The sequence below is a fragment of the Mycolicibacter sp. MU0102 genome (genome assembly GCF_963378105.1).
GTDB lineage: Bacteria > Actinomycetota > Actinomycetes > Mycobacteriales > Mycobacteriaceae > Mycobacterium > Mycobacterium holstebronense.
In genome coordinates this window covers 1,319,407-1,335,918 of record NZ_OY726398.1, presented here as the reverse complement: position 1 = coordinate 1,335,918, position 16,512 = coordinate 1,319,407, and the positions used below count along the sequence as shown (strand labels likewise).

The following is a 16,512-nucleotide window of genomic DNA, read 5'->3' as shown; positions in this document are numbered from 1 at the left end:
TCGCTCAAAGCCGGGCAACTTTCCTATCCCCCGGGCGCCGCCAAGCCCCCCGGGGGTCGCCAATTAGAGCTTCAGGTGCAGCACATCGGCGAGCGGCCGCCGCGGTGTCGGCACCGGGGGCTTTTCCAGTGCCGGAGCACCACCGACGCGCACCAGCACCTGAGGCAGGCCATCGCCGCCGACCAGTCCGGCGAGCAGCGCCCGGCCTGCGGGCACCTCGGTCAGATGCGTTACCGGACAGGTCGCCAAGCCCGCCATCGTGCATTCCAGCAGCACCGTCGAGAGCGCCTCGCCGCAGGCCAGGGCATCGCCCGGCTCGTCGCTGGCGGTCGACAACAGCACGATCTTCGAATGATCGTCGCCGACCTCGATGCGTCGCTCCCGGTTGTGGGTGACCGGGAAGGTTCGCCCGATGTCCACCCGATCGCTTTCGGCGGCCGAGACCAATGCACTCTCCGGAATCCCGTCTGAGACCTCGAACGGCGCTGTCCACCAACCAAGTTCAGCGTGATACGACGAGTCGTACAAACGCAGCGCTTCGGTGAGCTGGGAGGCCTCGGCAAGCTTGGAACGCAGCTCGTCGGCCAGCACGCTCAGCCGCACCGGGCCGGTCACCGTGTCATACAGCACCGTCTCGAAGGGGTCCCAGTTGCTCGGCGCCATGAACGGCAGCCGATCGGTGTGGCGCGTCAGGATCGCACCGGCACGATAGTGGTCCAGATCGGTGACCCGGTCTGCGGCCGTGAATCCGATCGAGGCCAGGTGCTCCGGCTGCGCGGCATCCGGGAACCGCTCGATCTCCGCGGTCCAGCCGGCCGCAGCCATTGCGACGCGCAGGTGATCCAGCACGGCGCCGCAACTGATCAACGCTTCCCGCGCCGACTGGTCGCCGTGCACGGCGCGAGTCGGATCCAGATACAGGTCCAGCCGGCCTCCGTCGGCCACCCACCGCCATGGCTGGCTGTTGTGCAGCGACGGCGCCCGGCAGGCCAGCCGCACCGCTTCGGTGAGAACCTCGTAATCGACGCTCGTGTCCAGCATCAGCCACCTCCAACGGGTCTGTCACCTTCAGGCTCCCAGCCGGTTCCCAGGTGCAACAGGGGCCGTTAGTCACCGGTCGGTCGGCGTTGGACCCCGCGTCAGTCGTCGGAGCGGTGGCGGACGCGGAACAGATTGACCTCGCTCTTGATGCCCTTGAGGTGACGTCCCCCGGCAAACGACCATTGGAAGGCCGACGATTCGGTTAACGCCGCCTGCACCGGCTCAGCGACCAGCACCGTGCCCGGTCGGGCGACCCCGGTTATCCGGCTCGCAGTGTTCACCGGGCTGCCGAACCAGTCCCCGACCCGGCTCACCGCCTCCCCGGAAGCGATGCCGGCACGAAGCCGAGGCAAGGTGTCGTCGGCCTGGACCGCCTCGACCAGCCGCAGCACCGCGTCGACCAGTGGCGCCGGCTCCGGGCAGACAAACATCACCGCGTCGCCGATGGTCTTGATGAAACGCACCGGCGGAACGGCGATCTCGCGCCCCAGCACGGTCAGGCGCTCGGCGAGCTGAACCAGCTCCTCGGGCGGCACCATCTCCCCGAGCCGGGTGAAGCCGACCAGGTCGGCGAACGCGACGGTGATCTGGCGCGCTCCCGGCAGCGGTGCGCCGGCCATGCGCTCGCTGGCGGTGACGGCGTCGATATCGAGCTGATGACGCAGCTGCATCATCAGCATGTCCTGGACGAACGGGCCCAACATCGGCGCCAGCCCGGCCACCAGATCCCGTGACCGCTGGGCGATCTGCAGCTCGGTGACGCCCGGCTCGCCGATCGCGGACAACACCGTGAAGCGCATGAAGTCTGCGGTGTGCGCCAGCCCATCGGCCAGCAGCCGGGCGGTCTGCAGAGCCTGCTCGGCATCGATGCCGGCGTCGATGAAGCGACGCGCGTGCATGGCGATGCTGGCGTCGGCGCGCATCTGCGCCGGCGCATCCGGATCGTCCATCCAGGGCAGCCCGACCGCGCGCTGCAGACGCTGCAACTGTTCGAGGTCCACCCCGGTGGATTCACTGATCTCGCGAGCCGAGACGTAGGTGCCGTCATCGCCGACCAGCCGTCGCGACGCCAGCAGCATCGGCGAGACGTTCCCGGCGATCTCCTGGGCGGTGATGCCCTGTCCCAGCAGCCATTCGATCAGCTCGGCACGCTCGGCACGCGCAGTACCCTCCAGCCCGGCCAGCAAGTCCTCGATCTCAGGGTCCCCCACACCGCAAACGTATCTCGCGGCAGACTGACGGGGTGGCTGAAGTCTTTGATGCGCTGACCCCCGAACAACTCCGTGCCCGCAACACCATCAAGTGGAATCACTTCGCCCCCGACGTGCTGGCGCTGTGGATCGCCGAGATGGACTTCCCCACCGCACCCGCGGTGCTCGACGGGGTGCGCGCCTGCGTCGCCAACGAGGAGTTCGGTTATCCGGCGCTGGGCTCCGATGCGTTGCCGGTGGCGCTCACCCAGTGGTGCGAACGCCGCTACGGCTGGCCGATCCAGCCCGAATGGGTGCGGGTGGTGCCCGACGTCCTCAAAGGCATGGAGGTGGTGATCGAGTTCCTCACCCGCCCGGAGAGTCCGGTGGTGCTGCCGGTGCCGGCCTACATGCCGTTCTTCGACCTGCTGACTGTGACCGGCCGTCAACGTATCGAAATCCCGATGACACAGCAGGATTCGGGTCGCTACCTGATGGACCTGGATGCCCTCGACGCCGCGTTCGCCGCCGGCGCCGGATCGCTGATCTTGTGCAACCCGAACAACCCGCTGGGCACCGCCTTCACCGCCGAAGAACTCAGTGCGATCGTGGACATCGCCGCGCGCCACGGCGCCCGGGTGATCGCCGACGAGATCCACGCCCCGCTGGTCTACGACCGGCCCCACGTCGCGGCCGCCTCGGTGTCGCCCGCCGCCGCCGACACCGTCATCACGCTGATGTCGGCCTCCAAAGGCTGGAACCTGCCCGGGCTGATGTGCGCCCAGGTGATCCTGACCAATCCGCGCGACGCTGTCGCCTGGGACCGGATCAACATGCTGCACACCATGGGCGCCGCCACCGTCGGAATCAGCGCCAACCTGGCCGCCTACACCAGCGGCGGGCCGTGGCTGGACGCCCTGCTGACCTACCTGCGGGCCAACCGAGACCACCTCAGCCGAGTTCTGCCCGCAGCGCTGCCGGGCCTGCGAATCAGCCATCCCGAGGCCACGTACTTGGCTTGGCTCGATTTCCGGGCGCTGGGGCTGCCCGCCGAACCGGCCGAGATCCTGCTGGCCGACGCGCGGGTGGCGCTGAGTCCGGGCATCCCGTTCGGCGGCGGGCGGGGCTTCGCGCGGCTGAACTTCGCGACCACCCGGGCCATCTTGGACCGGGCGATCGAGGCGATGGCCGGCGCGCTGACTTGATCGCTAAGGCGACCCGCGGCGCCCGGCTCCGCCGCGCTTACGATCGCGTTGATCGCTAACGTGGCGGACATGTCCTGTGTGTTCTGCGCCGTCGTCGCCGGTGACGCGCCGGCGGTACGGGTTTTCGAAGACGACGAGTACCTGGCGTTTCTCGACATCCGGCCGTTCACCCGCGGTCACACCCTGGTGATCCCCAAACAGCACTTCGTGGACCTGACCGACACCCCGGCGGCCACGCTGGCCGGCATGCTGACGGTCGGGCAGCGGATCGCCCATGCCGCACGCGCCTCCGGTCTGCACGCCGACGGCAACAACCTGGTGATCAACGACGGCCGGGCAGCCTTTCAGAGCGTGTTCCACATCCACCTGCACGTGGTCCCGCGCCGTGACGGCGACCGGCTGTCCTTCGCCAAGGGTCTGCTGGTGCGGCGGGACCCGGACCGCGAGGCCACCGGGAAGCTTCTGCGAACCGCACTGGCCAGCAGCGGCACCGCGCAGTCAGACTGAAGCGATGGATCATCTCCCTTGGATTGAACGGGTGGGCGTTCGAGTGCTTACCCTGCACAACCTGATCTACCAATGGACCGACGGCCGGATCGGCCACAAGGTGCCGGGTCTGCCGCCCAACCTGTTGCTGCACACCGTGGGCGCCAAGACAGGCCAGGCACGCACCTCGACGCTGACTTACGCACGCGACGGTGACACGTACCTGATCGTCGCGTCTATGGGCGGCGCGCCCCGCTCCCCGGGCTGGTACCACAACCTCAAAGCCAATCCGGATGTGGAAATCAACATCGGTCCCAAGCGTCTGCGGGCCACCGCCCAGCCGGTGCTGCCCGACGACCCCGACTACACCCGGCTGTGGCGAATCGTCAACGCCAACAATGCCAATCGCTACGACGGCTACCAGCACCGCACCTCCCGGCCGATTCCCGTAGTCAGGCTCACTCCGGTGCCCTCCACTTAACGAGCGCTCTTTCTGAGAGTGGTTCGCTGTTCTCCTTTGCTCAGGTATCACTCAGCTAGTACTTTGGGGCGATGAGTCGTCAGGGTCGGCCGGGTAAGTCGAAGTCAGCACGCCGGCGCCTGGCGGGAGCCGGAGCGGCGGTCGGCACTTTCCTCGCCGTCGGGCTGACGCCCGCGACGCCGGCGGCACACGCCGACGGAATGGACTTCGACTGGCTGATCGACATGTTCACGCCGGTCGCCGGGGTGGCCGCAGAGACTACGCCGTTGGATTCCGCGGCATGGTTTGACCAGCTCTTCTACGACCCGTTCCACACGTCCATCGACAACTGGATCAACAGTGACTTCGGGACGATGGTCAACGGCTGGATCAACACCGCCGCCGGCCAGATCCTGATCGGCAACGGTGCTGACGGCACCGCAGAAGACCCCAACGGCGGCGCCGGCGGCCTGTGGTTCGGCGACGGCGGAAACGGCTTCGACCAGAGCGAGGCCGGGGTGGCCGGCGGCAATGGCGGTTCAGCCGGCATGTTCGGCGACGGCGGGGCCGGCGGAGACGGTGGCGCCGGTGCTGCCGGCGGCACCGGCGGTGACGGCGGTTCGTTCATGGGCAACGGCGGCGCCGGCGGCGCCGGCGGAATCGGTATCGGCGGCGAAGCCGCGGGTGTTGGCGGTGCCGGAGGCGACGCCGTCGCCTGGCTGTTCGGCAACGGCGGCGCCGGGGGCGTCGGCGGAGCGGGATTTGTCGGTGCGACTGGTGCCCTGGGTGCAACCGGTGGCACGGGAGGCGGCGGAGGCGCAGGCGGGACGAGTCTGTCGACACAGTTCGGAGACGGCGGCCGGGGAGGCAACGGTGGGGCCGGCGGGTCAGGCGGCAACGGCGGGGCCGGTACCGACGGCCACACCGGAGATTTCGCCATCAACGGCGGCACCGGAGGCAATGGCAGCGACGGCGGATACGGCGGGAGCGGCGGCCAGGGCGGCAACGGCGGGGCCGGCGGTGCATCAGGTCGCGGCATTGCTGGAGAAAACGGCGATGGCGGCGCCGGTGGTCAAGGCGGCGCGGCCGGCGTGGGTGGTACCGGCGGAACCGGAGCGGCGGGCACGGCCGCCCACCTGAACGGCGGCACGGGCGGCAACGGCGGCAATGCCGGGGCAGCAGGAAGTGGCGGGGCCGGCGGCCTGGCCGGGGCCGGCGGCCTGGCAGGCACCGGTTCCCAAGGTGCTGCCGGCGCGGTCGGAGTGGCCGGGCGCAGCGGGGGCAACGGCGGCGACGGCGGGGCGGGCTTTGCCGCCACCACCGGAGCTGCCGGTACCGGCGGCACCGGAGGTAACGGCGGCAACGGCGGCGTGTACGGCGACGGCGGTCACGGCGGCGCCGGCGGCGCGGGCGGGCTCGGTGCCAATGGCAGCAATGGGTCCGGGAATGGTGTCGCCGGCGGGATCGGCGGCACCGGCGGCACCGGCGGTAACGGCGGCGTAGGCGGTGCGGGCGGCACCCTCGGTGGCGACGCCGGAAACGGCGGTGCCGGCGGCACCGGCGGCATCGGCGGGACCGGCGGCACCGGATCCGACGGCGCCAACAGCAGCGTTGCCGGCGGCGCCGGCAGCAACGGCGGTAACGCCGGCGACGGCGGCAAAGGCGGCACCGGCGGTAACGGCGGTGCGGGCGGCACCGCCGCACACGGCGACGCGGGACTTCAGGGTGCGGCCGGAAACGGCGGCAACGGCGGGACCAGTGGTGAGGCCGGCAACGGCGGCAACGGCGGCAACGGCAATGCGGCCCATCCGGATGGCGGTCGCGGCGGCAACGCCGGCCTGGGCGGCTACGGCGGCAGCGGCGGCACCAGCGGCACAGGCGGCACTAACGGCACCGGCGGGATGGCCGGCGGCAACTCCACGACTCCCCACACCGGGAACGGCGGCAACGGCGGCAACGGCTTCAACGCCGTCACGCCGGGCGCCAACGGCGGCAACGGCGGCGCCGGCGGAACCGGCAGCGCGCACGGCAACGGCGGGAACGGCGGCGCCGGCGGCAACGGCGCGAACGGCGCCAACGGCAACCCGGTCGTTAACAACGGCAACGCCGGAGACGGCGGTAACGGCGGCAAGGGTGGGGCCGGCGGAAACTCGCTCGGCGACGGCAACGGCGGCAACGGCGGCGCCGGCGGCAAGGCCGGAGACGGCGGCCGCGGCGTGGACCAGAGCCAGCTGCCCCCCAGCGCCACCCTGCCCGGCAGCGGCGGCGACGGCGGCAAGGGCGGAGTCGGCGGGGCCGGCGGCAGCAGCGCCTACGCACAGGGGCCCGGTAGCGGCAACGGTGGCGCCGGCGGCGCGGGTGGAGCCGGTGGCAACGGCGGCGGCAACGGCATCGCCACGCTGGACATCGCCAACAGCGTGCCCTACGGCAGCGGCGGCGACGGCGGGGCCGGCGGTATCGGCGGAAACGGCGGGTTCGGCGTCACCGGTGCGCTCGGCGGCGGCACCGGCTTCAACGGCGGCAACGGCGGCGCCGGCGGTACCGGTGGTGCGGCCGGCTCGGCCTACACCGGCAGCGTCGCGCTGCATGAGCACGGCACCTTCGGCACCAACGGCAACGGCGGTGCAGGCGGCGGTGGCGGTACCGGTGGTGGCGGTGGCACCGGCGGGGCCGGTGACAACAGTGCCGGCGGCACCGGCGGCAATGGCGGTAACGGCGGGGCGGCCGGTGGCGGCGGGGCACCTGGCTCCGGGTTCAACGCCCAACCGGGAATCAACAAGGCTCCGGTCGGAATCGGCGGCGACGGCGGAAACGGCGGGGCCGCTGGCTCCGGCGGTTCCGGCGGCAAGGGCGACACCGGGTTCAACGGCGGCACCGGCGGAAACGGCGGCGTCGGCGGCGCCGGCGCCAACGGGGGAAGCGCCACCGGCACCTACTACGCGCAGGGCTCCAGCGGCGGTGACGGCGGAAACGGCGGCGCCGGCGGTAACGCCGGAGCGGGCGGCGCCGGAGGTTTGGGCGCCCACGCGGGCAACGGCGGGAACGCCGGAGCGGGCGGCCATGGCGGCAATGGCGGTGACGGCGGCGACGCCACCCTGACCGGGACGAACGTGCACGGCGGGGCGGCCGGTGACGGCGGCGACGGCGGGGCTGCGGGTGCGGTGGCCACCGGCGGGCTCGGAGCCAACGGCGGCAGCGGCGGCGACGGCGGCGACGGTGGTCGTGGCGGCGCCGTCGGCAGCAACGGCGCCAACGGCGCCGGGGGCGCGGGCGGGGCCGGTTCCGGCACCGGGCACGCCGGCGAGACCGGCGGCCCCGAGGGGCCGGTCAACGTCACCATTCCGCTGTACCTGCAAAGCGGCGGCATCAGCCCGATCGTCTACATCTCGATCAACGGTGGCCCGCCGGTCCCGGTCCAGATCGACACCGGTTCAACGGGCCTGACGATTCTGAACAGTGCCGTCGGCAACCCCGGCAGCCTCGGCAACGTGCTGCTCTCCGGCAATGCCAGCTACGCCGGCCTGGGCAACAGCAGCTACGGCTACCAGACCTACAGCACCACCGTGGGATTCTGCGACAAGCTTGCCTGCTCAGGGGACATCGTCACCGACCCAACCGGCGTCAACGTGGTCACCGCCGGGTCGAACGCACTGATGACGCAGTACTTCAACCAGTACGGCATCGTCGGGGTGTTGGGTATCGGACCCAACAACGGCTACGCCGGGACGTCGACGATCATCTCGGCGCTGCCCGGTGCGCTCAACCAGGGCGTGCTCATCGACGAACAGACCGGCCAAGTGATTTTCGGACCGAACCCGCTCGACCCCGAGACCTCCGTCTCCGGATCGCCCTACGTGGACACGATGATCTCCATCAACGGCGCTCCCCCGGTGGCCGTCACGACCTCGATCGACTCCGGCGGCATGTACGGCAGCATCCCGCAGTCGCTGTTCCCGCAGCTCGGTGTCGGTTCGCAGGTGCCGGCCGGGACGCTGATCTCGGTGTACAACGCCGACGGCAGCACCCTGCTGTACTCCTACACCACCACGAACAACGGTCCGTATGTGACGTCGGGCGGGGCGGCCAACAGCGGCTACTACCCGTTCTCGGTCAACCCGGTCTACATCGACTACCGGCCCAGCGGTTTCGGGGCGACCATCATCAGCCGCTAGGTTCATGGCGGCGACCCGCTTCGCCCGGCTCCGCCGCCCTCGCGATCGCCGCTGAGGCCTTACAACAGCTCTTTGGCCAGCAGCTCGCAGGTGCGTTCCCGGCCGGGCGCGGTGGCCGGGTCGGTGCCGCGGTGCGCCGAGGCGACCGGGTTGATCATCACCTCGTCGACGGCGAAGTGCTCCGCCAGCGCTGCGAGCTGCTCGGCCGCCTCGGCCGGTGTGCCGACGACCGCGCGTCGCAGCCCGCTGTCGATGATGCGTTGTTCGGAGTCGGAGACCGCTGCCGCCTGCGCGTCCTCGACCAGATCAACCGCGCCCAGCGGTCGCCCGGTTCGCAATCGGGCCATCATCTGCAGGTTGGGCAGCATCAACGCCGTTGCCTCGTCGCGGGTTTCGGCAACCGATGCGTTGACGGTCAGAAACGTCGTCGGCGCCGCGCACACTTCGCTCGGCGTGAAGTTCTCCCGGTAGTAGGCCAGCGCCTCCTCGGTGCCCTGGCCGGAGAAGTGGTGGGCGAACACGTAGGGCAGCCCCTTGGCCGCGGCCAGCCGCGCCGAGTACATGCTCGACCCCAGCAGCCACAGCCGCGGCTCGCCGGCGGCGGCCGGGGTGGCCTTGAGCAGGTAGTCGCCGTCACGCAGCTGGACCTGCACTCCGCGGCTGCTCATCATCGCCCGCACGTGATCGAGATAGTCGGGGAAGTTCGCGATGTCTTCGTCGCCGCGGCCGGAGCGCAGCATGACGGAGGTGACCGGGTCGGATCCGGGCGCCCGTCCGATGCCCAAGTCGATGCGGCCGGGTGCGGCGGCTTCCAACAGCGCGAACTGTTCGGCGACGGCCAGCGGGGCGTGGTTGGGCAGCATCACCCCGCCCGAGCCGAGCCGCACCCGCGACGTCTGCGCGGCGAGGTAGGCGAGAAGTACCGGCGGGCTGGTGGCACCTACGGAGGGCATGTTGTGGTGCTCGGCCACCCAGTATCGGGTGAATCCGAGGCGGTCAGCGGTCTGGGCCAGCCGCACCGTCGCAGCCAACGCGTCGGCGGTGGACTGGTCGGTACGGACCGGGACGAGATCAAGAACGGAAAGACGCACGCTGCTACTCAACACCGGAACTCAGCCGGATAGTCCCGCCAGCCCCGAGGCCTGCGCAAAGATGTCGTCCAGCATGGCCGGCGTCAGCCGACCGGTGAACATGTTCTGCTGACTGGGGTGATAGCAGCCCAGCAGCCGCAACGCCGGGCCGAGTTGGGCGAGCGCGCCGTGGCCGAACTTCGGCTTGGGTTTCGGCACGAGGTCCGCGGCAATCCGCAGTGCGATCTGCCAGGCGAAGCCGCCGAGCGCGATCATCACCCGCACGTGTGGCGCGATCAGCTGCCATTCGGCGTCGATCCACGGCGCGCAGGTGTTGCGCTCGAGGGTCGTCGGCGCGTTGTCCGGTGGGGCGCAGCGCACCGGGGCGATGATCCGGATATCGTTGGCGTGCAACCCATCCGCGGCATCGACGCTGGTGGGCTGGTTGACCAGGCCGGCCCGGTACAGCGCGGCATACAGCTGGTCGCCAGACCGGTCGCCGGTGAACATCCGTCCGGTGCGGTTGGCGCCATTGGCGGCCGGGGCCAATCCGACGATCACGATCTTGGGTTTCGGGGAGCCCCAGCCGGGCACCGGCCGCCCCCAATAGGGCTGGTCGGCGAAGGACTTCCGCTTGGTGAGTGCCACCTGTTCACGCCAGGTCACCAACCGCGGGCAGGCCCGGCAGACGCTGATCAGCGCGTCGAGTTCGTCGATCGACTCGACTTGGTCGGCCAGTTGCACCACGTGCGCGGCATCGGCGGCCCGCGGCGTCTCCGGCGTTGCCGGGTCGCCGGGCCAGCCGGCCCCGGGTGGCACCGGGGACTCGAACGGCTGACCGGTGCGGGGATGGTTGAGCATTGGTCTACTGTGCACGCTCTGGAATCCGATGCCCAGTCCGGCATAGTGCGGACCTGCGGCGTCGACTCAGCAGGAACGTGGATCGGGGCCGTCCACCAAGTTGGCACGGATCTGCGTGTAGACGTGCGCGAACAGATCCACATCACGCGGACTGAGCAGGTCGAAAAGGTTACGCCGCAACGCGTCAACGTGCCCAGCCGAAACCGACTCCAACTTCGCCTGCCCGGATTCGGTCAGCTCGGCAAACCAGCCGCGCTTGTCCTCCTTGCATCCGATGCGGCGCAGCCAGCCCGCCCTGGCCAATCGGCTCACCGCACCGGCGGTCCCGCCACGGGTCGCCACCGCCGCCTCGGTCAGCTCACCCATCCGCAACCGGCGATGCTCCGCTTCCGACAACAGCACCAGTACTTCGAAATCGGCAAAGGTGATCCCGCCGTCGGAGACCAGCTGAACTTCGAGCTCCCGCAACAACAGTCGAGTGCTGTCCAGATACGCGCGCCACATGCGTTGCTCGGCGTCGCTCAGCCATCTGTTCTCGTCCGTCATTACAACCCGTCCTCTTTGGTTGATCTAATAACTAGTACGACCGGAGATGGCACGGGCTCCAGGTGTCGGCATCTGAAATCACTGTGGCAGCGAGCGTAGGTATTTTGGCCAGATTGGGCTTAGCTGCGGCGGCAGTCATACCTACATCCGTCCGCCTATTATGGTTGTTATCACAACTATTTTACGGGGTTAGTTTCGAGCGTTGACCAATCCGGCACGCGACGGCGTCCGCCCGTTGCGCTGCTGCCACAACCGGTAGACGTCGACCGCCTCGTCGCGCGGGTCGTGGCGCATGGGCAACCGTCGCCGATCCCAGGGCTTGGCGAACTCGTCGTAGAAGGTGTTGAGCTCGAAGTACTTTCGGTCGTCGACGTAGTACGGCTCGTAGGCATCCCGGGTGGTCAAGAAGACGACCTCGTCCGGCGAGCAGTAGTACAACGCACCCAGACACATCGGGCACGGCGAGGCCAGGATGTAGATGGTGGCGCCGGTCAGGTGCTCGGTACCCAGCGCCGTGCACGCCTGCCTAATAGCGAGAATCTCCGCGTGCGCGGTGGGGTCGTTGGTCTGGGCGACCCGGTTCGGGCTTTCGGCCAGAATCGCACCGTCCTTGACGATCACCGTGGCGAACGGACGCCCGCCTTCCTCGACGTTGCGGCGGGCAAGCTCAATGGTGTGTTGCGCGAAATCCATAACACCTTCAGGCTGCCTCAGCCAGCGCCATAGCGTCCAATACTTGTATTCGATCAGCGCGATAGGTGTCATCAATCGATTTCGTGCGCGATTTCCTCCAGCATCCGGGTGAACGCCTGCGCGGCTGCCGAGTGGTAGGCCGTGGCGCGCACGAGCGCCACCACGGCTCGGGTCGGTAGCGGCGGGACGAGCGGCACCGCGTGCACATCGCGATGCTCACGGGTAATCGCATCGGGCAGCACGGTGGTCAGGGTGCCGCCGCGCACCGATGCCAGCAGCGCGCTGATCGAATTGGCTTCGACTGTGATCCGGGGCGCGACGCCCCGGTCGGTGAAGTAGGCGTCGATCTGTAGCCGGGTGGCGAAGTCGGTGCCGAGCAGGCAAAGCGGCTCGCGGGCCAGCCGGGCAACTGGCAGTGGCGTCGCCCGCTTCGCAAGGGAGTGGCCCGAGCCGACCACCAGAGTCAGCGTCTCGGTGAACAGCGCGGTGTGATCGATGCCGGCTGCATGTGGACCCGCGAAGGCGATCCCGAGGTCCAGCCGGTCGGCGAGCAGGTCGGCCTCGATGCGGTCCTGAGTGTCCTCCCGTATCGAGAGCGTGATGCCGGGATGCGCACTGTGGAATCGGTGCACCAGCGGACCGATCAGGTAGGCGGTGAACGTCGGCATCATCGCCACCCGCAGATGCCCGCGCGACAGGTCCTGCACATCGTGGACCGCGCGTTCACCGGCATCGAGATCCCGCAGCGCCAGCCGTGCGTGCTCCGCATACGCCTCGCCGGCATCGGTCAGCCGTACCGTGCGGCCCGACCGATCCAGCAGCTCCACTGACAATGCGCGCTCGAGCTGCTTGATCTGCTGCGACAGCGTCGGCTGGGAGATGTGCAGCGCCTCGGCTGCGCGGGTGAAATTCCCGTGCTCGGCCACCGCCAGCAGGTACCGGATGTGACGCAGCTCCATCGACTGACTATAGGTGTTGCCAATCGAAGTCATGGGAATTACGTCTTGGACCCTATCGCTCGTGGTCAGGCAAGGTGGACCGCATGACTGCCGCATACCGATCTGGCCCGGACCGGCTGGTCGATGCATTGCTGCCCGACGGCCGCCGGATCGACATCACGCTGCGCGGCGGGCGGATCGCCGCGATCGATCCGCACCAGAGCGAGTCCCCCGCGCCGAGCGAGAATGCCCTCGACTTCGGCGGTGCGCTGGTGTTGCCCGCATTCGTCGACGGCCACTGCCACCTCGACAAGACGTTCCTGGGCGCGCCCTGGCAGCCGCACCGGGTCGCCGGATCACTGCGCGAGCGGATCGCGAACGAGAAAGCGCTGCGTTCCCGGATCGGGGTGCCGGTCACCGAGCGGGCGACGGCGTTGGCCAACCGTATGGTCTCCCTCGGCACCGGCCACGTCCGCTCCCATGTCGACATCGATCTCGAGGCAGGGCTGACGGGACTACACGCCCTGTTGGAAGTCCGTGCGGCCCTGCGTGATCGAATCTCGATCCAACTGGTCGCCTTTCCGCAGAGCGGCGTGGTCACCGCACCGGGGGTGGCCGAGCTGCTCGACGCCGCACTGGCCGAGGGCGCTGAGGTGATCGGCGGGCTGGACCCGGCCGGCTTCGACGGCGATGTCGATGGCCAGCTGGACGTCGTCTTCGGTCTGGCCGACCGGCACGGCGCCGGCGTCGACATCCACCTGCACGATCCGGGGACACTCGGAACCGGGCAGCTGCGCGCGATCGCTGAACGCACCCGCGTACTCGGGCTCGGCGGCAAGGTCACGGTCAGCCACGCCTACGCGCTCGGTCAGGTCGACGGCGACGAAGTCGACCGCACCGCAACGGCACTGGCCGCGGCCGGCGTCGCCATCCTGACCAACGGTCCGGCTGGCACCATGCCGCCGGTGCTGCGGTTGCGCGACCATGGCGTGCGGGTGTTCGCCGGCTCGGACAACATCCGCGACGCCTGGTGGCCCTACGGCACCGGCGACATGCTGGAGCGCGCCACCATCATCGGATTGGAGGGTGGCCTGATGACCGACGACGAGCTCGGTTACACCGCATCCCTGATCACCGACTCCGCAGCGACCGTGCTCGGGATCGACGACTACGGCCTGGTTCCGGGGTGCCGTGCCGACCTGGTCGTGGTGGACGCAGCCGGACTGCCCGAGGCCGTCGCCGCTCATCCCCCGCGATTGTGGGTGCTGCACAACGGGCACGTCGTCGCCGGAACCCGCGCTTAGATCACAGCTCTACGGTGTTGACTCCAGAAGCGTTCCCGTAGAAGGTCATAGCCCCGCCGTCGGCATTGGAGATGTAGACGGGGTTGTGCGCGAACGCGGCGTTGCCGGTGTTCACCACACCCTCGATGTTCACCAGCATCTTCATCAGCCAGTTCGGCATGATCTCCATGGCACCCGAATCCGTTGTGACGTAGGAGTAGAGCAGCTGGCCATCGGGTGCGTAGACCGAGATCGGTACCCCGCCCCACAGCGGTCCGTAATCCAGCAGACTCGCGAACTTGCCGACGTCAGGGATGGGCCAGTTCTCCGGAGGGGACCACACATCCGAGGGAATCCAGCCGCCCTTGCCGCCGCTGTCGAACACCCCTCCGACACTCTGCAAGGGACCGTTGCCGATCTGGATCTGGATCGGGTCGAGGTTGTACGGACTGCCCGGGAACGGCGCACCCGCGAAGGTGGTGATCGGGCTCAACCCGTCAACGGTGCCGGGTTGTGCGCCGAAGACCAGGCGCCCGCCGGGCTCATCGATCAGCACTCCCGTGCCGAGCTCACCAGGCAGGTCCGCGGTCACCAGGTGACTGCCACCGGCATTGGGCCCGATCCCGAGAATGCCCTCGACCGGCGCACCAGCCAGCGCCTGCGCATTGATGGCGGAGAACGGAAAGCTCAGCAGCAGCCCATTGACGACGGTGTGCTCGGCGATGACGCCGCCCCCGAAGTCGATCGAGGTGGGGATATTCAGACCGAGGGTGAAGCCGGCGGGAAACGCACCAAAGGTGATGTCGTCGAAACTGAAGTGCTCCAACTCATTCAGGACGTCCTGCCATGGCAGGTCCCAGATCGGGACCACCAAGCCCCGTGAGCCGGTGTCGAGCGCTACCGCAATGCTCTCTCCACCGCCGATGGAAACATCCACCACCGGCTGGCCGAACCCGTCGCCTTCGACATACAACGGAACTGATGCGGTATCGGCCAGACTGCTGATCACGTCGTCGATGTCGGCGGAGGCATGCGCGGCGCCGACCATCGCGCTCAACGTCAAGGCGACCGCCGCTGCCGCCGCGCGACTTGACCATCCGACCGCATTCCCTCGGCTCAACACGGATAAAAACTAACAGCGTTCGGGAAATACGGTCAACCGTTGATTCGCTTCACCTCATAGGATGACCTGCGTGAACGCCGACGCATTGACCCAGCTGATCGCCGATCTCCCCGAGGGCATGGTGGTCACCGATCCGACGATCACTGCGGGCTACCGGCAGGACAACGCGCTGGACCCGATGGCGGGCCAGCCCTTGGCGGTGGTGCGTCCGCTGCGCACCGAAGAAGTGCAGACGGTCATGCGATGGGCCAGCGCCCATCAGGTGCCGGTGGTGACTCGCGGCGCAGGCACCGGCCTGTCGGGCGGCGCCACCGCGATCGACGGCGGCCTCGTGTTGTGCACCGAGAAGATGCGCGACATCACCGTCGACCCCGTCACCCGCACCGCGGTGTGCCAGCCCGGCCTGTTCAACGCCGAGGTGAAGAAGGCCGTCGCCGCCTACGGACTGTGGTACCCGCCGGACCCGTCGTCGTTCGAGATCTGCAGCATCGGCGGCAACATCGCCACCAACGCCGGCGGCCTGTGCTGTGTCAAGTACGGCGTGACCACCGACTATGTGCTGGGCCTGCAGGTGGTGCTGGCCGACGGCACCGCGGTGCGCCTGGGTGGGCCACGACTCAAGGACGTCGCCGGGCTCTCGCTGACCAAGTTGTTCGTCGGCAGCGAGGGCACCCTCGGGGTGGTCACCGAGGTGACCCTGCGACTTTTGCCGGCTCAGCCGAAATCGGCTGTGGTGGTGGCCACTTTCGACTCGGTGACCGCCGCGGCCGAGGCGGTGCTCGATGTGTCCGGGCGGCTGCGCCCGTCGATGCTGGAGTTCATGGACGCAGCGGCGATCAACGCCGTCGAGGACCAACTGCGCATGGGTCTGGACCGCGAGGCCGCGGCCATGCTGGTGGCGGCCTCCGACGAGCGCGGGCACGCGGGCGCCGAGGATGTCGAGCTGATGGCCCGGGTGTTCACCGAGCACCACGCCAAGGAGGTGTTCTCCACCGACGACCCGGTCGAGGCCGAAGGCTTTGTCGCGGCCCGGCGATTCTGCATCCCGGCGGTCGAGGCGAAGGGCCCGCTGTTGCTCGAAGACGTCGGGGTGCCGGTGCCGCGGCTGGCGGAGCTGATCACCGGTATCGAGAACATCGCCGCCGAGCGCCAACTGCTGATCTCGGTGATCGCGCACGCCGGCGATGGCAATACGCACCCGCTGATCGTGCACGACCCGAATGACCCCGACCACGTGCGGCGCGCCGAGCTCGCCTACGGCGAGATCATGGATCTGGCCCTGGCGCTGGGCGGCACCATCACCGGCGAGCACGGCGTGGGGCGGTTGAAGCGGCCGTGGCTGGCCGAGCAGCTGGGCCCCGACGTGATGGCACTGAACCAGCGGGTCAAAGCCGCGCTCGATCCGCTGAACATCCTCAACCCGGGTTCGGGGATTTAGGGCGCC

The 16,512-nt window shown here is 69.2% G+C and carries 14 protein-coding genes; 6 read left to right on the top strand and 8 right to left on the bottom strand.

All coding sequences use genetic code 11. The annotated features are described in order from the left end of the window. Positions 1-63: 63 nt before the first annotated feature. Together RCP37_RS06320 and RCP37_RS06315 are read right to left on the bottom strand one after the other, a co-directional pair. Positions 64-1,041, bottom strand: coding sequence for an Acg family FMN-binding oxidoreductase (locus tag RCP37_RS06320; protein WP_308486091.1), 978 nt, complete (start codon positions 1,039-1,041; stop codon positions 64-66). 98 nt (positions 1,042-1,139) lie between these two features. Further along, entirely contained in the window at positions 1,140-2,252 is a 1,113-nt protein-coding gene (locus RCP37_RS06315) for an adenylate/guanylate cyclase domain-containing protein (RefSeq protein ID WP_308486090.1), read from the bottom strand. 32 nt (positions 2,253-2,284) lie between these two features. Here RCP37_RS06315 and RCP37_RS06310 point away from each other — a divergent pair, with 32 nt between their 5' ends. From RCP37_RS06310 to RCP37_RS06295, 4 genes are all read left to right on the top strand, one after another. After that, entirely contained in the window at positions 2,285-3,436 is a 1,152-nt protein-coding gene (locus RCP37_RS06310; RefSeq protein WP_308486089.1) for a MalY/PatB family protein, read from the top strand. Between the two features lie 69 nt (positions 3,437-3,505). Beyond that, a complete protein-coding gene (locus RCP37_RS06305) occupies positions 3,506-3,943 on the top strand; it encodes an HIT family protein (RefSeq protein ID WP_308486088.1) in 438 nt (145 codons plus the stop codon). Positions 3,944-3,947: 4 nt separating this feature from the next. Further along, complete coding sequence (locus RCP37_RS06300; protein WP_308486087.1) at positions 3,948-4,403, top strand: nitroreductase family deazaflavin-dependent oxidoreductase; 456 nt, start codon at positions 3,948-3,950, stop codon at positions 4,401-4,403. A 71-nt stretch (positions 4,404-4,474) separates the two neighbouring features. Beyond that, entirely contained in the window at positions 4,475-8,554 is a 4,080-nt protein-coding gene (locus RCP37_RS06295; protein WP_308486086.1) for a PecA family PE domain-processing aspartic protease, read from the top strand. 59 nt (positions 8,555-8,613) lie between these two features. Here RCP37_RS06295 and RCP37_RS06290 read toward each other — a convergent pair whose 3' ends face one another. The 5 genes from RCP37_RS06290 to cynR form a co-directional block, all read right to left on the bottom strand. Continuing rightward, positions 8,614-9,645 carry an LLM class flavin-dependent oxidoreductase gene (locus RCP37_RS06290; RefSeq protein ID WP_308486085.1) on the bottom strand — a complete coding sequence of 344 codons (1,032 nt, stop codon included), beginning with the start codon at positions 9,643-9,645 and terminating at the stop codon, positions 8,614-8,616. A 21-nt stretch (positions 9,646-9,666) separates the two neighbouring features. Beyond that, entirely contained in the window at positions 9,667-10,485 is an 819-nt protein-coding gene (locus RCP37_RS06285; protein WP_308486084.1) for a uracil-DNA glycosylase, read from the bottom strand. 66 nt (positions 10,486-10,551) lie between these two features. Further along, positions 10,552-11,031 (bottom strand): MarR family winged helix-turn-helix transcriptional regulator, encoded by a 480-nt coding sequence (locus RCP37_RS06280; protein ID WP_308486083.1) that lies wholly within the window; start codon positions 11,029-11,031, stop codon positions 10,552-10,554. 189 nt (positions 11,032-11,220) lie between these two features. Beyond that, a complete protein-coding gene (locus RCP37_RS06275; RefSeq protein WP_308486082.1) occupies positions 11,221-11,724 on the bottom strand; it encodes a nucleoside deaminase in 504 nt (167 codons plus the stop codon). A gap of 71 nt (positions 11,725-11,795) precedes the next feature. Further along, complete coding sequence (gene cynR, locus RCP37_RS06270; protein ID WP_308486081.1) at positions 11,796-12,683, bottom strand: transcriptional regulator CynR; 888 nt, start codon at positions 12,681-12,683, stop codon at positions 11,796-11,798. Positions 12,684-12,766: 83 nt separating this feature from the next. On the opposite strand from cynR, the gene RCP37_RS06265 reads away from it, so the two are divergent. Then, positions 12,767-13,966 (top strand): amidohydrolase family protein, encoded by a 1,200-nt coding sequence (locus tag RCP37_RS06265; protein ID WP_308486080.1) that lies wholly within the window; start codon positions 12,767-12,769, stop codon positions 13,964-13,966. A gap of 1 nt (position 13,967) precedes the next feature. Here RCP37_RS06265 and RCP37_RS06260 read toward each other — a convergent pair whose 3' ends face one another. After that, positions 13,968-15,068 carry a PecA family PE domain-processing aspartic protease gene (locus RCP37_RS06260; RefSeq protein WP_308486079.1) on the bottom strand — a complete coding sequence of 367 codons (1,101 nt, stop codon included), beginning with the start codon at positions 15,066-15,068 and terminating at the stop codon, positions 13,968-13,970. A gap of 70 nt (positions 15,069-15,138) precedes the next feature. Here RCP37_RS06260 and RCP37_RS06255 point away from each other — a divergent pair, with 70 nt between their 5' ends. Continuing rightward, entirely contained in the window at positions 15,139-16,506 is a 1,368-nt protein-coding gene (locus RCP37_RS06255) for an FAD-binding oxidoreductase (RefSeq protein ID WP_308486078.1), read from the top strand. Positions 16,507-16,512: the final 6 nt, after the last annotated feature.